A 19,535-nucleotide genomic window follows, 5' to 3' on the forward strand; every position below is an offset into this window, starting at 1 on the left:
AAGAGCAACATTCCTGCTATTTTACGAATCGGTATTGAGGGTCTTCCTTGAGTCGAATATAAATTTTCGAACTCAACCTCCATTTTATCCCAAGAAATCTCTTGGGATAATTTTACCAATGGATGTCCAAGGTTGATAAGGTCTGTGAGTCTAGTTTTGAATAAATTTTGTTGTAAATCGGGTTTTATTTTGCCTAACATATTGCCACTTTTTTATACTCGAATATACCTTTTTCGGCAATTATTACCATCTCTTTCTAGCTAAATTTTATAGTAATAAAATAACAATCAGGTAGTTATTTGTTTTATAAGGGATAACTAAATAAAGGAGATTCAGATAAACTATTATTTTTAAGATTTGAGTTTATAAAATCTTCTGTGAAAAGACAAAAATAACCAGTCTGATTATTGGAAGTTGGTTCCCATGAATAGGGAATCATAGGATTCATGAATGTAATTGTATTATCTTTTATTTTAATAGATTTTTCAGATGAAGAAATGACACCTTCACCGTTAATAATAAGAGATATTTTATAGAAATCTCTTCTATTAGTTGGTAATGAAGTTGAATCACAAGCAAATTCTTCTCTCCTATATATGTTAAACTGACCACTCTTTAGATTTTCTTTACCATGTTGAACATAAAAATCTCGTACTGATTGCGATGCCTTACTACTCATATAGTAAATTATTAAAATCAAACAAAATTAAACTTTATTTTCAACTTGAAATTTTTTTATTTAAGTTAATTAAAAACTTTTGCTTTAGCATTTTCATATCCTCACTCACTTTTCTGTCCAACACTTTTGCATAATGTTGAGTAGTTCTCAAATTTTTATGACCAAGCATTTTACTTACACTTTCAATTGGAACTCCATTAGTAAGCGTTACGGTTGTTGCAAACGTATGTCGGGCAATGTGGAATGTTAGTTCTTTGTCTATTTCACAAATATCAGCTAACTCTTTCAAATACGCATTCATCTTTTGATTGGATAGAATAGGGAGTAACTTGTTTTCATTATTACATTGCGGATGATTTTCGTATTTATCGATTATCATTTGTGTAACTGGAAGAATTGGAATTTTAGATGCACTTTCAGTTTTTTGCCTATGTGTGAAAACCCATTTCTCACCGTCAATACCGTAGCTTATATGCGACTTTGTTAAGTTTTTGACATCAATATAGGCTAATCCAGTAAAGCAGCTAAAAAGGAAGATATCGCGAACCAATGAAAGTCTTTCGGTTTTGAAATCTTTTTCGATTATACTTTGAATTTCAGCTTCAGTTAAATAAACTCGTTCTACTTTTTTGACTTTTGATTTGTAGTTTGCAAATGGGTTTTTATCTAGCCAATCATTAGCCAAACAAATTTTGATGATTTTGTTGAAGTTTTTAAGGTATTTAACGGCTGTATTGTTAGCACAGTTTCTAACGCTTCTTAACCAGAATTCGTAATCGGTTATAAAGGCATGATCAATCTTGGTAATATCAATATCGGAAACATTGTATTTCCATTTCATGAATTCAATAGTATGCTTGAGTGAAGTAGTGTAGCGTTCTAATGTTTCTGGAGCGTATTCTTTGCCAACCAATTCTTTTATTTTATTGTTGTGGTCTTGGAATATAGGAACTAGCATTCGTGTACGTTCATCTACTCCTAATAGTTTGCTCTTAATTGTTTCGGTAGTTATAACTGTCTTTTTATGGATTAATTCCATTTCAGCATCTCTTATTTGACTTTTCAATAAATCAAGATGATTATTTATTGAACGAGCTTCTTCAGATGTACCTTTCATTTTACCTGCTTCTGTGGACCATTTGGATATTTCTACAAATCGATTTGTACTTAACTCAATACGTTTTCCATTGATTGTAATTCTAGTGTAGATAGGAACTAAACCATTTGCAGCTGCTTTCGCTTTCTTTGCATAAAAGAGAATTGAAACTTTTGTTTTCATTGTAGTGACCTTTTTAGTTGTTATTAAATTTAACTTCAATTTGACTAATCCACAAGATGTACAGTTTTTAAACTGGTTGTTGAACTGGCTGTGAAGCCCTGTGAATACTAGTCTGAAATAAAAATCGGTTACCCAAATTTTGGATTGTTTAGGGTAACCGATTTTATCCCTTTAGGTTCACGAATGAATGAATAATTTGACTATATGATAAAAGAAAAAACCCTTAAAATCATACGATTTTAAGGGTTTTAATTCAATTTGCTTTCCAGCTGGCGGAGAAAGAGGCTCCGGAACCTTTATAATAATTCCAGTAAATATAGGGTTTTCGGTATTTTATTGAAGAACAGGGTAACTAATAGGGTAACTTACAAAGATTTAGTTTTTAATGGAATAAATATAATAATTAGAATTATATAAAGCTATTTTTTTACTTTCTATTTTAGAAAATAGGTTGTTAATTGTTGTTTTCTAATAATTCAGTCTTGAATTGTGTTTTAGATTAATACATTTGTCCATTTTTAACAGTTCCAATAAGTCCTTTTTTTGAATTGTTTTAAAAATTATTCCGATAGTACCTCTTCTTTTGTCATAAATCTGTTTGAAATTTCAATATAAAAAAAATAATGAGGTTATTAAACCTTATTATCTTAATATTACACAGTATATGTTAACCACTTTTTCTGTAGATTTTTCTCATTTATAATCTAATGTATATGGAATTTTAAAGTATAAGTATATTTTTTTTGACTTTTAAGATGCTCCTGAAATAATCTTTTCCAATTTATTTTTAAAGTTTCCAGTACTCGATATGCGGATTTTTCTTAACTTTTTCATTGTATTCATTTATGAATTTCTGATTTAAGTTATCATTATCCTTATACTTAATCCTTAACATTTCAAGTTCTTTATGTAGCTTTTTCTGAACATTAGCATATTCAGGCTTACCGTAAACATTCTGTAGTTCATTTGGATCTTTCTTCAGGTCATATAATTCCCAAACATCCATATCATAATAGAAATGTATTAGTTTATACCTGTCTGTTGTGATACCGTAATGACGCCTTACATCATGTTCCGAAGGATGTTCATAATAGTGATAATAATGTGCTTTACGCCAGTCTGAAGGTGTTTTGCCCTTTAACAGAGGAATAATACTGTTGCCCTGCATATCAGTAGGAATCGTTGTTTGTGCAAGATCTAAGAACGTTTCGGCAAAATCAAGGTTTGAAACCAAATCATTGTTAACCTGCCCTGCTTTAATCTTTCCTGGCCATTTAACAAGTAATGGAGTTTTTAAAGATTCTTTGTACATCCATCTCTTATCAAACCATCCGTGCTCGCCAAGGTAAAAGCCCTGATCAGAAGTGTAAATTACAATAGTATTTTCATCTACTCCTGCTTCCTTCAGGTAATCCAAAACTTTGCCAACACCTTTGTCTACTCCCGCTACACAGGCTAAATAGTCCCTCATATATCGTTGGTATTTGTATCGGGTTAAGTCATCTCCTTTCAAATTAGCTTTCTTGAAATTCTCATTAATAGGACTGTAGATTGAGTCCCACAATTTTTGTTGCTTGGTATTTAAACCACCCTGACGTCTATCTGTGATTTTTATATCCTGTGCCATTTTCATTGCTTTTGCAATTGATGTATAGTTTAATGAAGCAACTTTTCTATTACCGGAATAATCATCAAATAGCGTTTCTGGTTCTGGGATTTCTATACCTTCATACATACCAAGTTCGTTTGGTCCTGGTTGCCAAGCTCGGTGCGGGGCTTTGTGTCCAACAAAAAGCATAAATGGCTGATTAATATTTTTAACAGAGTCTATCCATTTTAATGCTTTATCAGTAATAATTTCAGTAGCATAACCTTCTATCTGATATTGTCCTGACTTGTTAATGAATTGAGGATTGTAATAGGTTCCCTGATCAGGCAGTATATCTACATAGTCAAAACCTTTTGTTGGTGTATTTCCTAAATGTAGTTTGCCAAGTACCCCTGTTTTATAGCCAGCCTGCTGTAGTAATTCTGCAAAAGTTTGTTGACTAAAATTGAATTCAGTTCCTAGGGTATTGTCAATAAAATTATTCATGTGACTGTACTTACCTGTAATTATAGTAGCCCTTGAAGGACCACATATTGAATTTGTAACAAGGCAGTTATTGAAAAGCATTCCCTCTTTAGCTATCCTATCAATATTGGGCGTGGGTGCCACTTTGGCTAATCTTCCTCCGTAGGCACTTATTGCCTGATAGGCATGGTCGTCACTTATGATAAAGACGATATTGGGTCTTTTTTGAGTCTTTTCCGGTTTTGTTGCCTCTGTTTTCTTAGGTCCCGCTCCACAGGAGTTAAGCAAAAAAAGACCAAGGAGTATATAAAATATTTTTTTCATAGTACTAATTTAGTTTATGTAGTGATGTTGATAATAAATTGTTAAGTTTTTAAAATTTTTTGTCTGCTTTAAGTTTTCTGTATATGGTATAACCTAAGTTAATCATTATGATAGTTGGTTTTATTTTATTGAAAAGACACAGCGAAAACCAGTATTTTGCAATCCCGTATCAGCACTTGAAATCATTCTTGAAGATGCTCTGTAACCTGAACAGTATTTTTCATTACACATAAAAGAGCCTCCTCGAATAACCTTAACAGGAACACCAGGTTGATTTGGGTCATAGCTGTCAATCGGACCTGTAGGATTTTTTGATGTCTCTGAAGAAAGTTGTCTATAATAATCACTGCTGTAATTGTCATTGCACCATTCCCAAACGTTGCCAGCCATGTCAAAGAGACCGAAGTTATTTGCTGCATAACTTTTTACTGGAGCTAATCCAGAATAGTTGTCTTTTCGGGTATTATTGTAGGGAAACTGACCATCCCATGTGTTGGCTTTAGGTTTACCATCATATGGTTCTTCACTTCCCCAAGGATAGGGCTGATCCTTTAAACCTCCCCGTGCTGCAAATTCCCATTCTGCCTCCGTTGGTAATCTTTTACCAGCCCACCGAGCATAAGCTATAGCGTCATCCCATGATATTTGAACTACAGGGAAGTTCTCCTTTCCTGTAATAGAACTTTCGGGACCTTCAGGATGTTTCCAGTCGGCTCCCTTTTTCCATTGCCACCATAGTCCAGGATTATTTAATGGTACAGGACCTAACGTGGGTTTAAAAACCAGAGAAGCCGCAATGAGTAGGCTATCAGCAGGTTTTGGAGTACCCGGTGGAAGTTGTTTTTTCAAATCTTCCCATATAGGGGCTTTCTCCGCAGTTGTTACATAGCCTGTTGCTTTAATAAATACTGCAAACTGGGAATTCGTTACTTCTGTTTCATCCATATAAAAAGAAGATACACTTACTTTGTGTTGCGGGTATTCATCGTCTCTGCCCAGAATGTCAGGTGCGCCCATTAAAAAATCGCCACCATCAATTTTTATCATGCCTATTAGTGAGGGGTTAGAATTAGGAATAATGTTTATTGCATTTTGGGAACTATTGTAATGTTTAGCTAATCCCGAATGACAGTTGCTTGAAAATGTATCCGCTGGTATTTTCTTCGAAATTTCTTTTTGTGGGGTAACGCTACAAGATATAAGAAGAAAGATAGTTAAATTTAAAATTGTCTTCATTTTTATAACATCATTTGAGTAAGCAAAATACAAATGCTTTAATATGAAGCAATATTATATAAAATTTTCTTTGTTTCAAAATGAAGCATATATTATTCTTAAAAATACACATGCTTTTTTTATATATGATTATTTTTTTCTTACAAGTATTGATGATCTGTCTTTTGTTTAAAATAATTAGACTTTTTTAAAGATTTGCTACTTTTTTTAAATCTTGCTAAATAATAAATTAGGGGTATCTTTGAGAAAAATTTTTTGTATGTCTGATGAGATAAACAGTAATTTATTGTATAGTACAAAGTACATGCGTGAAGATTTCCTGCCGAATATATCAGTTGATTGTGTTGTTTTCGGTTTTCATGATGAATGTTTGAAAGTATTGCTGGCGAGAACTGAAGGAGAGAAAGACTGGGCACTTCCTGGAGGCTATGTAAAGAAAGAGGAAGATTTACTTGATTCTGCTAAAAGGATTCTCGAAGAGCGGACAGGAGTAAAAAATGTATTTCTTAATCAGTTTATGACCTTTGGAAAAGTAAGGCGAACAGAGTCTTTTTTTAAGGGTATTCCAGATGATGTTTGGTATAAACAACGTTTTGTGTCCATTGGTTATTATGCTTTGGTGGACTTTAGTACTCTGAAGCCGATAAAAGATATCTTTTCCGATGCTTGTTCTTGGCATGATGTTGATATGAAACCAAATTTAGTAATGGATCATAATGATATTTATGATATTGCGCTACAGCAGTTACGGAAGGATTTGAATTATAAGCCGGTGGGATTAAATTTACTACGGGAAAAATTTACAATGACGGAACTCCAAAGGCTTTATGAGATAATTTTAAACAGAAAACTCAATAGAGGGAATTTTTATAGAAAGATGATGCGTTATAATATTCTTACCAAACTGGATGAGACTAAAAAAGGAGGAGCGCATAAATCTCCTAACTATTATGTTTTCAATATGGAAGAATACAATAAAGCGCTAGAAAATGGTTTTCAGGAGAGTTGGTAAGTATGATTTTTTTTAATTGGAACTTTACTACTCTGCCAGAACGATATTTTGAAGTTGATGAAAACAAAAAATAGGTTATCGTTTCCAGTAAGATGGCTGACGAATTAATATACAGCTTAAAGTATTTACGTGATTGGTTTAAATAGAAAATAGAAAAATTCACTTATTGAGTTTACTATAATTATTGATTCTAATATTTTAGATTAAGGTTAATAGAAAAAAAATATAGTTATTGCGGAAGTATAGAATTGTAATGACAGAGGTTGAAGAAGAATAAAAGGATATGAATATTGTTGTAAAAAACGCAAAGCAAGATGATTTAGTAGATATTGCGAAACTATTTGTAAGTAACTGGAAAGAGCAGTATAAATATTTGTTGCCCTCTAAGTTTTTGGAAAATCTTAATTGTACAGATGCTGAACAACGATGGTTCGATTTTTTAAATAAAGAAGAACATAACATCTTTGTCGCATATCAGGATAATAACTTTTTAGGTTTTATTGCGTGTAACAGAGAGGAAGAAATTGATAACTGTCTTTACGTATTCACTTTACAAGTTTCAGATGTATTCAGGGGTAAAGGTATAGGTTCCGCACTTTTAAAAGAAGTAGCGAAATTTGGCAATCAAAAAGGATACAGAAGCATGAGTATATGCATTATAAGGGGTAATGATAAGGCTAAAAAGCTTTATGTAAAACTTGGAGCTATACATTACAAATACTTTATTGATAATTTTGATGATACGGTTACAAATTCAGAAAAGCTGATATGGGATAATATTAAGGATTTACTTTGAGACCAAGGTCATCAAAAATAGTTAAAGGCAATATTTCAACGATTGTTTGCTCCATTTCTTTTTGAAATAAAGTGTATTTAGTTTTGATTTTTTGTCTTTTTGATTATAAAATTAAATGGATGTTTTTTACACTGTAATAGTCTTTTTTACCTACTAATCTTAAGAGATTTTGTTAATTTTTTTCAAATGATGAACAGCAAAATTATTCTAAAAATCATCATATTAGCAAATTTTTTAAATGTACATAGAGATAGAAGATAAAGATTTAATATAAAAAAAAGGTTAATTGATTCGCGTCTGTATAATGCTTAAAATTTTCCCAAATATTCAATTAATTTTATACAAACCAGGAATGAATTATTAGATTTACACTTATTTTAGCAATCTAGTTAATGTTTTAATTTATGGAAACACTTGAAGAATTAGATGATTTTGTTGCAAATGGGCATAAAGTTTATTTGCCACATCTTTCAGTAGAATGTGTTGTGTTTGGTTATGAAAATAAGCAACTAAAAGTACTTTTAATAAAGTTTTTGAATTTAGGCTGGGGGGTTCCTGGTGGTTATATAAAGAGAAATGAAGGCTTAACTTTGGCAGCCAGTAGAATTTTAACAGAACGTACAACGTTAGAGAATATTTTTTTAAAGCAATTCTATATTTTTGGGGACAGTGCTCATAGAAATTCTGACGAAAGAAGAGAATATTGGGATAGACTTTCTGAAGGCAATTGGTTAGCAGCCCGAACTATGTCTATTGGGTTTTATGCATTGATAGATTGCGCAGAAGCAATTATTAAGCAAGATATAATAGCTGAAGATTATAAATGGGTTGATGTAAATGAGATTCCGAATGATTTATTAATGGATCATAACGAAATAATCGAAAAAGCATTGTTAGCACTTAGAAATCAAATTTTTCATGAGCCTATTGGGTATAATCTTTTACCGGAAAAATTTACATTACCAGAAATTCAAGCTTTATATGAAACTATTTTAAATAAAACTTTTGATAGACGAAATTTTTCAAATAAGCTTCTTAGTATGGGAATTATTGTTAAGCTAGATGAAAAAAGAAATATAGGACAACATCGATCTCCTTATTTGTATCGTTTTCATCAAGATAATTATTTAAATGCATTAAGTGAAGGAATTGTACATGCTTTGTAAATAGAGTTTTTTTTTATAGACACTTGTGTCTTTTATCTATTAACACCTCAAATACTACTTGGAGTATTTGAGGTGTTTTTTTGTTGGTATAAATGGACTTTAACATTTATTTGAGTTTAGCCGAAAGATATATTTATAAGTATTAAAATTAAAACGGACACCTAGAAAAGATTAGGTAGCATTTTTTTGCTTCTATATCTTTTTTGTTTGAATAGTGTAGAAATATTAGGATAAAAAATCAAAATATATAAAAAAAGAGTAATTAATTAATGTTATTCGTATTTATTGAATTTATTTTTATATTTTTATAGCGTGAAAAATACGCAATGAAATATAATGTTTTAACGCATTGTTTTTTGGTGTAAGTAAATGAATTGATTTTCAGTGCTATCAATTAAAATAAATAATCATGAAAAAACACATTATTTTAGTCTTACTTATTTTTAGTGGTCTATTGGTTAGTGGGCAAGGTTATCAAACAAAAACTAATTTGAATTATTATCCTGATTCAATTTGTAAAACTGACGATTATATAAAAGACAAATGCAAGTTGGATGTTTATTATCCAGAAAATGCTAAGGATGCTACTACAATAATATGGTTTCATGGAGGAGGTCTTACTAATGGTCGGGCTGAAATTCCAGAAGCGTTAAAAAATACAAATTTCATAGTAGTAGGTGTAGATTATAGGTTGTCGCCTATGGTGAAAGCGCCCACATATATAGAAGATGCTGCTGCTGCTACAGCTTGGGTTTTTAATCATATTGCCGAATATGGAGGTAACCCTAAGAAAATTTTTATCACGGGTCATTCTGCCGGAGGTTATTTGAGTTTAATGATAGCTCTTGATAAGTCATATTTATTGAAATATAAAATTGATGCAAATCAAATCGCAGGGATTATTCCATTGAGTGGTCAGGCGATTACTCATTTTACTGTAAGAAAGGAAAATGGAATAGCTGAAACGCAAGCTGTAATAGACAAGTATGCGCCTCTTTATTTTGTTCGATCTGACGCGCCTCCGATTTTATTAATTACAGGTGACAGAGAAATGGAGTTGCTGGGACGCTATGAAGAAAACGCATATTTAACACGAATGCTAAAATTAGTAGGGCATAGAAATGTAACTTTATTTGAACTTCAGGGTTATGATCACAATATGACTATGCCAGCCTTTCCACTACTTACAAAATTTGTTCGAAGAATTAGTAAAACAATAAAATAATTCAAAATATATTTTACGCTATAACCACCAAAGAAATAACTATTAAACTTAAAAAAAAATAAAGATGCAGAGAAGTATAATAAATTCTTTAACCATGATAAATCTAATTACTAATAAAATGACAAGAAATAAATCAAGACCATTATTATTCGCGTTTCTATTGATATTTACCACAACTATTGTATCAAGTCAATCTTATAAGCGAATCACTAACTTTAACGAAGGATGGTTGTTTTTGAAAGAGAATGTAAGTAATGCTGAAGGAAATAATTTTAATGATGCTGATTGGAGAAAAGTAAACCTTCCCCATGATTGGAGCATAGAAGATTTACCTAATCAGTCGCCAAACGAAATTGTAGGGCCATTTTCCAAGAACAGCAATGGAAAAGCTGCGACAGGATGGACTGTTGGCGGTACAGGATGGTATAGAAAGAAATTTACGTTGTCAAAAAATGAATTGAGTAAACAAGTCTCCATTTATTTCGATGGAGTCTATATGAATTCTGATGTTTGGATTAATGGTCAGTATCTGGGTAATCAACCTTATGGTTATTCCCCATTTTATTTTGACCTTACTCCTTATCTGAAAAAAGAGGGAGAGGAAAATGTAATTGCAGTAAGAATTCGTAATGAAGGTAAAAATTCACGATGGTATAGCGGTTCAGGAATTTATCGCAACGTATCATTAATTATAACAGATCCTTTACACATTGATCATTGGGGTGTTTTTGTTACTACAACAGAAATATCTTCAAATCAAGCGAAAGTCAATTTACTTGTAAAAGTGACTAATAAATGGGATAATATAAAAAATGGAGTCCTAACCACAAGAATAATTAATTCAAAGGGTGAAGTTGTAGGTGTTTCTGATAAAAAAATTGAAATACAAAATCTTCAATCTTCAGAAATAAAGGAATCAATAACAATACAGAATCCTAAGCTTTGGTCAATTGATTCACCAACTTTATACAAAACTATAACCGAAATTAAGGAAGGTAATAGGATTGTTGATGTTGTTGAAACCAGTTTTGGGATAAGAGATATTAAATTTGATGGTAAACAAGGCTTTTTATTAAATGGTAAAAGAGTCATTCTTAAAGGAGGTTGTATCCATCACGACAATGGACCGTTGGGAGCAGCAGCTTTTGAAAGAGCAGAAGAAAGAAAAGTTGAGATACTTAAGAAAAGTGGATTTAATGCTATTAGGACCAGTCATAATCCGCCATCACAAGCATTGTTGGATGCCTGTGATAAATTGGGTATGCTTGTAATGGATGAAGCTTTTGACACATGGGTTAGGCCTAAAAATTCGGAAGATTATAATCTAAATTTTAACGAATGGTGGAAAAAAGATTTGGATGCTATGTTGTTAAGAGATAGAAATCATCCTTCAATAATTATGTGGAGTATTGGTAATGAAATCTATGAAGCTCCAGATTTGTTAGGGCAAGAATTGGCAAAAAAATTAGCTGATGAAGTTCGTAAACTGGATCCAACGAGACCCGTAACGGAAGCATTCGTTTATTTACCGGGCTACACGAAAAAATCATTAACAGAATACATTCCACATATGGATAATCTGGATGTAGAAGGATATAATTATTTTTTAGAAGCTAAAGATGTCTATTTTCAAAGGGACAGTTCGGTAGTTAATTTTGTTGACAAACAGCATGATAGAAACCCTAATAAAACATTTGTAGTTACTGAATCATTACCCAAGTTTGCTTTAGAGAATTATAATAAATCTTTGGTTAGCCCGTATATGATTGGAAGTTTTAAATGGACAGCTTTTGATTATATAGGTGAAGCTGGTATAGGAAAGTCAAGATTAAAGCCTGAATCCAGACCGGATGGTTATGGGATAGCTGGTATGGGGATGTTTTTTAAAGATGAATGGCCTATTTTTAATTCAGCTTGTGGAGATTTTGATTTAATCGGGAATAAAAAGCAAGCGTCATACTATCAGGATGTGGTGTGGGATATCAGTCCCATTGAAATTTTGGTTCGCAATCCTATAGTCGCCGGTATGAAAGAAGCAATTTCGCCATGGGGTTTTCCTCAAGAAATAAAATCTTGGAACTGGGCAGGTCTTGAAGGGAAAAAGGTAAAAGTAGATGTGTATACAAAATGTCAAAAAGTAGTGCTTAAGTTAAATGGAAAAATAGTAGGCGAACAAGATATTCCTGAGGGTACGATTACCGCAACTTTTGATGTGGATTATCAGCCGGGTATTATTATCGCCGAAGGATATAAAGGAGGTAAGAAAATCTGTTCGCAAATTTTGAAGACAACCGGAGTGCCAGCAGCAATTAGATTGGTTACAGATAGAAATATTATCAATGCAGCTGTAAATGACCTTTCTTTTGTAAGTGTTGAGGTAATTGATAAGCAAGGAAATGTAGTGCCAAATGCTGATAATATTGATATTGAATATGAACTTACGGGAGATGCAAGTATTGTTGGAATAGGTAATGGAAATCCGTCTGATATGAGTAGTTTTCAAACTAATACTAAAAAAGTATTTCAAGGTCGTGGATTAGTTGTTGTAAAAGCCAATAATACAATTGGAGATGTTATTTTGAAAGCAAAAGCGAAAGATCTTGTGGGATCAAACATAACAATCAAAATTAAATAAATTAAAGTAAATCTGATTCATTTGTTTTTTATGTCATTGAAAATAGATGAGTTGTTAATAATTGAAAATTATGAATAGTAAAAATAAGTTTAGAATTCTGGTGCTTATTTTATGCGGAATAAATGTGTATTCTCAAAATGCTCCTCAATTAGGTAAAGATCCTGTCGAAAAAATTATTAAAGCCATGTCTTTAGAGGAAAAAACTACATTATTGATTGGTGCAGGAATGTCTACAGTTGGAACATTTAATAATGGAATTGTTGGTGTAACTCAAAGTATAGTTCCAGGAGCAGCAGGAACTACAAATTCGCTTGCTAAGTATGGGATACCATCTACTGTAGTTGCAGATGGGCCGGCCGGACTTCGTATAGCACCTACAAGACCAAATGATTCCAATACGTATTACTGTACAGCATTTCCAACTGGTACCTTATTGGCTTCAACTTGGAATACAGATTTGGTAACAAAAGTAGGGGAATCAATAGGTAATGAAGTACATGAATACGGTATAGATATTTTACTTGCTCCAGGTATGAATATTCAAAGAAATCCGCTTTGTGGACGTAATTTTGAATATTATTCAGAAGACCCTCTTATTTCAGGTAAAATAGCAGCGGCTTATGTTAGAGGAATTCAATCTAATGGAGTGGGTACATCTATTAAACATTTTGCGGTTAATAATCAGGAAACCAATCGCGTTAATACGGATGCTAGAGTAAGTCAACGCGCATTACGTGAAATTTATTTGAAAGGTTTTGAAATTGCAGTAAAAGAATCAAATCCATGGAATATTATGACAGCATTGAATAAGATTAATGGAGTTTATGCACCAGAAAATTACGATTTATTGACCACGATTTTGAGAAAAGAATGGGGATATAAAGGATTTGTGATGACCGATTGGTTTGCTGGTAAAGATGCAATTCTACAGGTTCATGCTGGAAATGATTTAATTATGCCAGGAAGAAGATCACATGCTAAGTTAATCGCTGCTACAGCTGGAAAAGGTGTTGTAACTGAAGCAGAAATCGATGCAAATGTCAAAAATATATTAAATTATATCCTAAAATCACCAACTTTTAAAAGATATAAGAATTCAAATAAACCAGATTTAGGAGCTCATGCTAAAGTAACCCGAGCTTCAGCTACAGAAGGTATCGTTTTATTGAAAAATAATGCAAATACTTTACCTCTTACAGATAAAAATGTGGCTATCTATGGTTATACATCTTATGATTTTATTGCTGGTGGTACAGGTAGTGGTAATGTAAATAGAGCTTATACGGTTTCACTATTAGATGGACTTAAAAATCAGAATTTTAAAATAGATGAAAACATCAGAGCGATTTATGAAAAAGATTTGTTGATTGAAGCTGAGAAAAAGAAAAAGGCTCTTTTGGAAAATAATGGAATAGCAGAAGTTACAGCTGCTCCAAGACTAGATGAAAAAACTTTTAATGAGTCAGTTTTGTTAAAAAATGCAACTGAAAATAACGGTGCTATAATTACATTCGGTCGTACTGCTGGTGAGTTTGCTGATCGTAATGTTGCTGATTTTACTTTATCACCCAATGAGAGAAAATTATTGGAAGATGTTTGTAATGCTTTTCATAAGCAAAATAAAAAAGTTATTGTTGTATTAAATATAGGTGGTGTTATTGAAACGGCTTCATGGAAAGATTTACCAGATGCAATTTTGTTAGTATGGCAGCCAGGACAGGAAGGGGGGAATTCCATAACCGATATTTTAGTTGGTAGAGAAAATCCATCGGCCAAATTACCGATGACTTTTCCTGTGAATTATATGGATATAGCATCTTCGGCAAACTTTCCTTATGATCAAAAAATTGAAGCTACCAAAGTATTAAATCAAAATTCGACATCAAGTAATATTAAAAATTTTGATTATACATTATATGAAGAAGATATCTATGTAGGATACCGTTATTTTGATACTTTTGATAAAGAGGTTTCTTATCCATTTGGCTATGGTTTATCCTATACAAATTTTAGCTTCTCTAAAGCTTCTCTAAAAATCGTCAAAGGAAAGTATTTAGTGTCAATTCTAGTAAAAAATACAGGAAAAGTTTCTGGAAAGGAAGTGGTTCAATTGTATGTAACTGCTCCAGGTGCAGGTGTTTCAAAACCAAAGCAAGAGTTAAAAGCTTTTGCGAAAACAAAATTGTTAGAGCCTAATGAAGAGCAAATCATTACAATGGAACTAGGTTTGAAGGATTTAGCGTCTTTTAGTGAAAAAGAAAGTGCTTGGATTACTGACGCTGGAAACTATACAGTTTCAATTGGAGCTTCGTCAAGAGATATTAAACAGGATTTGAAGTTTAAAATTAGAAAAACTACCCTTGTTGAAAAAGTTAACGATGTGTTGAAGCCAACACATGAAATAAAAGTACTTACTCCCGAAAAAAAATAAATTTAAAAACAGCTTGTTTCTTTGTCTTTAGATAGCTCATGGATGTAAGGACAGCTTTTTTTTCTAAAAACTAATAATATGAAAAGTATTTATAAATATATGGTGCTAATTGCGCTTTTGCACCTAAATGTTGAGATTTTAGCTCAAAATAAAACATTTTGTAGTCCTGTGAATATAAATTATATGTTCCAGAATCCTTTCAGAAAACAATCCTTTCGAGAAGGTGCCGATCCTAATATTATTCTAATTAAGGACAAATACTATTTATTTGCTTCAAAATCTGGTGGATATTGGTATTCTGATGATATGCTAGATTGGAAATTTATTTCATCAAAGACTTTGCCTATAAGTGACTATGCACCTACAGTTATTGAATATAACAATACAGTGTATTTTGTAGCAAGTTCAGAAAAACCGAGTACTATCTATTTTAATCCTGATCCTTTGGAAGACAATTGGAAGCCAATGTCTCAGCCTTTCCCAATTATGTTATATGATCCGAATTTTTTTAAAGATACAGATGGCAAACTTTATTTATACTATGGTTGCTCTAATACTATACCGCTAAAGGTAGTTGAGCTTGATCAAAATATGCTGCCAAAAGGTGCCCCTGTAGATTTAATTAAGCACAATCCTGCATCACATGGATGGGAAGTGCCAGGAGAAAATAATGAAAAAAATGTTAATGGTGCTATTGAGGGATCTTGGGTAAATAAATTTAATAATAAATATTATTTGCAATACGCGTCAAGTGGTACACAATATAAAAGTTATGCGAATGGGGTCTATACTTCTAATTCTCCTTTTGGGCCTTATAAATATGAAAACTATAGTCCATTTTCATATAAGCCAGGTGGTTTTACAACTGGTACAGGTCACGGAACTACTTTCCAAGATAAGTATGGAAATTATTGGCACGCAACAAATATTACTTTATCCCTAAGGCATGCTTTTGAACGACGAATAGGATTGTTTCCAGCTGCTTTTGATAAAGATGGTGTCTTGCGCACCTTTACCGCTTTTGGTGATTACCCTACGATTGTTCCTAAAAGAAAGGTGAATTTTGAAAAGGAAGATTTATTCAGGGGTTGGATGTTATTGTCTTATAAAAAGAAAGCTAAGGCATCCTCACAAGATCCAAAATTTGAAATAGCTAATGCCTTTGATGAAAATTTGAAAACCTTATGGTCTGCTCAATCAGGTGATAGTGGCGAATGGTTATCTGTTGAACTCGACGATAAGTCAATAGTCAATGCTATTCAGGTTAATTTTGCCGATCAGGGTGCGTCAACTTTAAATTCAAAAAGTACAAACCTTCAATATTGTTATAAAATTTGGGCCTCAAATGATGAGGTAAATTGGAAATTAATTGTTGATAAAAGTAATAATGATAAAGATGCTTGTCATGATTACATTGAATTGGACAAAGCTGTTAAGGCTAAATACATAAAAGTTGAAAACATTAGAGTACCTCAAGGTAATTTTTCAATTTTTGATTTACGAATATTTGGTTTAAAACAGGGTAAGAAACCGAAAGACGCTAAGGATATTGTAATTGAAAGAAATGTAAATGATGGACGAAAAGCATTGGTGAAGTGGACAAGAGATAATTCTGCTACTGGTTATGTAGTAAAGTGGGGGGGGGACAAAAATAAATTGTATTCTTCGTATATGGTTTATGATGGAGATTCGGTAGAACTTACAGGATTAAATAAAGATGATAAATATTTTTATAGTATTGATGTTTTTAATGAATCTGGAATCACTAAAGGGAAGCAGATTATTTTTGGTAATTAAAGATTTTTAGAACTTTAAATGTGAAGTTCAAATCTTTAAGAGGGCTATTGTTTTGATGATAATAGCTTTTAATAGAAAGAATGCATAAACTAAAACTATGTATTCTTTCTATTTTTTTTGCATTTATGAATTCATAATTACTATCTGACAATGAATGATTTTATACCAAAATTCTATTAAGATAGTTTCATTTTGACTCTATTAGTGTATGATCTCTCTTTTTTAGCATTGCTATAGATTTAAAAATGAGCAGTATTTTTTTATTTAATGTAATTATTTAGGTTAATATATGCAAATCTCATTTTTATATATGCTATTAATTATGTGTTATTCATTTGTAAGAATAGAGTTATTTATTGTGCTTTTTTGTTAAAAAACAGCCTTATTTTTTATTGCGTGTATTGCACGTAATAGAAAAGTTTTTATATTGCGTTATAATTACGTAATAGAATTGTGTTTTTTGATTCATATATTTTAGGTTTAAACCTTGTATTTTGATCTAAAACTTAATTCAAACATTATCTAACCAAATTTTTTAATAATTTATGAAAACAAACCAACAAAAAATCAAAAGCTATTTACTAGGGCTAATGATGCTTGGAAATGGTGCTGTAGTAATGGCACAAGAAGTTAGTAAGAACCAAGAACAGAAATCGGACACTACGGTGGTTTCAAAGGAGGTTAAAAACAGAAATGTAATGTTGAGTGCGGAGAGTTCTTCAAGTCCAAGACAGTTGAATATTGGATTGCCTTTTGCAGGAGATGTATTGATTTGTGAAAATGATGTGCCTATTGTTTATACGTTTTGGACGCAGATGCCAATGTCAACGTGGCGTTATGATAGTAGTATTGGTCGTATAGGTCTAATGTCTTTTGCTGACGGTGCATTGACTTTTGGAAAAGTTGGATATATGGTAACCTCATTTGATCGTGATCCGGGAAGGAAGTTTAAAGGTAATGCTTCAGTTTATACTTCAAGTTTTGGAAGTATCAATTATGATGTGGCTATTACCGGTCCAATGGGAAAAAAAGGTTGGGGGTATATTCTTGCGATGAATCAGGTTCATGACCGAGTTAGTGGATACCATTATGGTTTTACAGAATGGGCAGACAGAGGTGAGTTTTATAAAGCAGGGATTTCAAAGCGCTATAAATCAGGGTCTTTTAAATTGCTTTATAAACAAGCGGCAGACAGAGCTATTTTTGGAGCTTATGCGCCACTGAGGTATGATGGTAATGGTAAAACATCAGAATTAGATAATTTTAAATTAGGTGGAGATAGTTATATCCTTGGTTCAGGTATTTTTCCTTACAATGATTATAATACCGGCGAAGCAAAATTTGCTAATTTAATGAGTGATAAAGCTACTAAAACAATTTCTAGAACTTTATATTTCACTGGTGAACATAAATTTGCGAATAAAATGAAGTTAGATTATTCTACTATGTTTATGAAATCAAAAGCGGCATTTACCTTGCAATATCCTATTAGTTTAAATATAAAAGAACCAGATCAGCAAGAGGCTAGCGGAGACGTTTTTAAATATTATGATACTGATAATGTTTACAATGGGTCAGCTCAAATGGTTGCTGCACAATATTATCCTCAAACAGATATTACTACTTCATTAACACGATTGGAGTTAACACATAAAATTAAAAACCACAGTTTAAGAGGAGGCTTTACATATCAATATTATAATGCGCCTATAACAAGTCATGGAGGTATTTATTATCAAACAGTCGAAGCACAACCTAAATTACTTGACTGGTATATGGATCTTGCAGCTTATGGAATGCCAGGAGTTAAGACAAAAGTAACGCAAAATGGATTACTACCATCATCAGGTATTGGTGGGTATTCAAGGTCAAAAATAAACAAGGCTGCTTTGTATTTCTCTGATGATATTGTCTTTAATAAAAGATTTAATGGTGGTTTTGGTATTCGATTAGAAAATGAAAATAACAATGAAATTCATGATCAATATATCAATCAGTTTGTAATGGACAGACCATTAGTTGAAGATACTAAAAATCACTTGAATAAAGTTTTTACTGGAAATATAGTAGCGAAAGCAACTAATAACTTTGGTTTTCTTGCTGATGTTGTTTATAATAGTTCCTATTCTCGTTATTGGGATTATAATGAAAGAGATGCAGAAGGATTTCCAGTTGCAGGAGCTGTAACATCGATCCCCAAAGATATTAGTTTAAATGTTCTTAACTACGGTGGAGGTATTTATTGGAATAAAGGTGAGCTGTTTAGTATTGTATCTAAAGTTACTCATATTAGTAAAAATAATATTGTTACGTCTCAAACTGGTTACAATGCAGTAGGTCAGACACAAATCGTTGCCCCAATTATTTATGATATTAGTACAACAGGTTGGACAACAGATATTATTTCAAATCCATTTAAGAATTTTAACGTACACTTTTTGATGACGTTCCAAAAACCAGAGTATAGAAATTATTCTTATTCAATTTTTGGTACTAATTATTCATACAATAATAAAACTATTCCGGAATTGTCTAAGTTCTTGTTGGAGTTTGATCCTAGCTATTACATGTTTAAGCGCGATGTGAGATTGTGGTTGAGTTTAAGATATTTTGGCCCACAAGCAGCAAATCCAACAAATGCATTTAATTATAAGGGATGGATTGAAAATTTTGGAGGTGTTGATTATCATGTAAATAGAAGTCTTGATTTAAAATTACAGGTTGTTAATTTTCTTGGTCAAAGTGGTGTAAAGGGAGCAATTGTTGGTGCTGACCAAATTACAGACGCAACTCCATATATTGGTCGCACGGTTGTAGCAGGCGGAATTCGTCCAAGAACAATTGAGCTTACAGCTAAGTTTAGTTTTTAATGTATAAGCTG

At 32.2% G+C, this 19,535-nt stretch carries 12 protein-coding genes and 1 pseudogene; 8 read left to right on the forward strand and 5 right to left on the reverse strand.

Features of this window, described 5'->3' with window-relative positions:
* The 5 genes and pseudogenes from H599_RS21080 to H599_RS0108335 form a co-directional block, all read right to left on the reverse strand.
* Window positions 1–200: pseudogene (locus H599_RS21080) on the reverse strand (IS5/IS1182 family transposase); the annotation flags it as partial.
* A gap of 104 nt (window positions 201–304) precedes the next feature.
* Window positions 305–679 carry an AraC family ligand binding domain-containing protein gene (locus tag H599_RS0108320; protein WP_026713709.1) on the reverse strand — a complete coding sequence of 125 codons (375 nt, stop codon included), beginning with the start codon at window positions 677–679 and terminating at the stop codon, window positions 305–307.
* A gap of 40 nt (window positions 680–719) precedes the next feature.
* Entirely contained in the window at window positions 720–1,958 is a 1,239-nt protein-coding gene (locus tag H599_RS0108325; RefSeq protein WP_026713710.1) for a site-specific integrase, read from the reverse strand.
* A gap of 787 nt (window positions 1,959–2,745) precedes the next feature.
* Window positions 2,746–4,356, reverse strand: coding sequence for a sulfatase family protein (locus tag H599_RS19390; RefSeq protein WP_035141362.1), 1,611 nt, complete (start codon window positions 4,354–4,356; stop codon window positions 2,746–2,748).
* A gap of 120 nt (window positions 4,357–4,476) precedes the next feature.
* Window positions 4,477–5,592: a formylglycine-generating enzyme family protein gene (locus tag H599_RS0108335; protein ID WP_035141363.1), complete on the reverse strand. Its 1,116-nt coding sequence runs from the start codon at window positions 5,590–5,592 to the stop codon at window positions 4,477–4,479.
* 259 nt (window positions 5,593–5,851) lie between these two features.
* On the opposite strand from H599_RS0108335, the gene H599_RS0108345 reads away from it, so the two are divergent.
* The 8 genes from H599_RS0108345 to H599_RS0108380 all read left to right on the forward strand — a co-directional run bounded on the left by H599_RS0108345 (window position 5,852) and on the right by H599_RS0108380 (window position 19,524).
* Entirely contained in the window at window positions 5,852–6,604 is a 753-nt protein-coding gene (locus H599_RS0108345; protein ID WP_026713712.1) for an NUDIX hydrolase, read from the forward strand.
* 283 nt (window positions 6,605–6,887) lie between these two features.
* Complete coding sequence (locus H599_RS0108350; RefSeq protein WP_026713713.1) at window positions 6,888–7,400, forward strand: GNAT family N-acetyltransferase; 513 nt, start codon at window positions 6,888–6,890, stop codon at window positions 7,398–7,400.
* A 404-nt stretch (window positions 7,401–7,804) separates the two neighbouring features.
* Window positions 7,805–8,566: an NUDIX hydrolase gene (locus H599_RS0108355; protein ID WP_026713714.1), complete on the forward strand. Its 762-nt coding sequence runs from the start codon at window positions 7,805–7,807 to the stop codon at window positions 8,564–8,566.
* Window positions 8,567–8,975: 409 nt separating this feature from the next.
* Complete coding sequence (locus H599_RS0108360) at window positions 8,976–9,791, forward strand: alpha/beta hydrolase (protein WP_026713715.1); 816 nt, start codon at window positions 8,976–8,978, stop codon at window positions 9,789–9,791.
* A gap of 160 nt (window positions 9,792–9,951) precedes the next feature.
* A complete protein-coding gene (locus H599_RS0108365) occupies window positions 9,952–12,426 on the forward strand; it encodes a glycoside hydrolase family 2 TIM barrel-domain containing protein (RefSeq protein ID WP_162174252.1) in 2,475 nt (824 codons plus the stop codon).
* Between the two features lie 70 nt (window positions 12,427–12,496).
* A complete protein-coding gene (locus H599_RS0108370) occupies window positions 12,497–14,857 on the forward strand; it encodes a beta-glucosidase (protein ID WP_051590691.1) in 2,361 nt (786 codons plus the stop codon).
* A gap of 78 nt (window positions 14,858–14,935) precedes the next feature.
* Window positions 14,936–16,654, forward strand: coding sequence for a family 43 glycosylhydrolase (locus H599_RS0108375; RefSeq protein WP_026713718.1), 1,719 nt, complete (start codon window positions 14,936–14,938; stop codon window positions 16,652–16,654).
* 545 nt (window positions 16,655–17,199) lie between these two features.
* Entirely contained in the window at window positions 17,200–19,524 is a 2,325-nt protein-coding gene (locus H599_RS0108380; protein ID WP_026713719.1) for a TonB-dependent receptor, read from the forward strand.
* Window positions 19,525–19,535: the final 11 nt, after the last annotated feature.

Source organism: Flavobacterium daejeonense DSM 17708 (assembly GCF_000425425.1).
GTDB lineage: Bacteria > Bacteroidota > Bacteroidia > Flavobacteriales > Flavobacteriaceae > Flavobacterium > Flavobacterium daejeonense.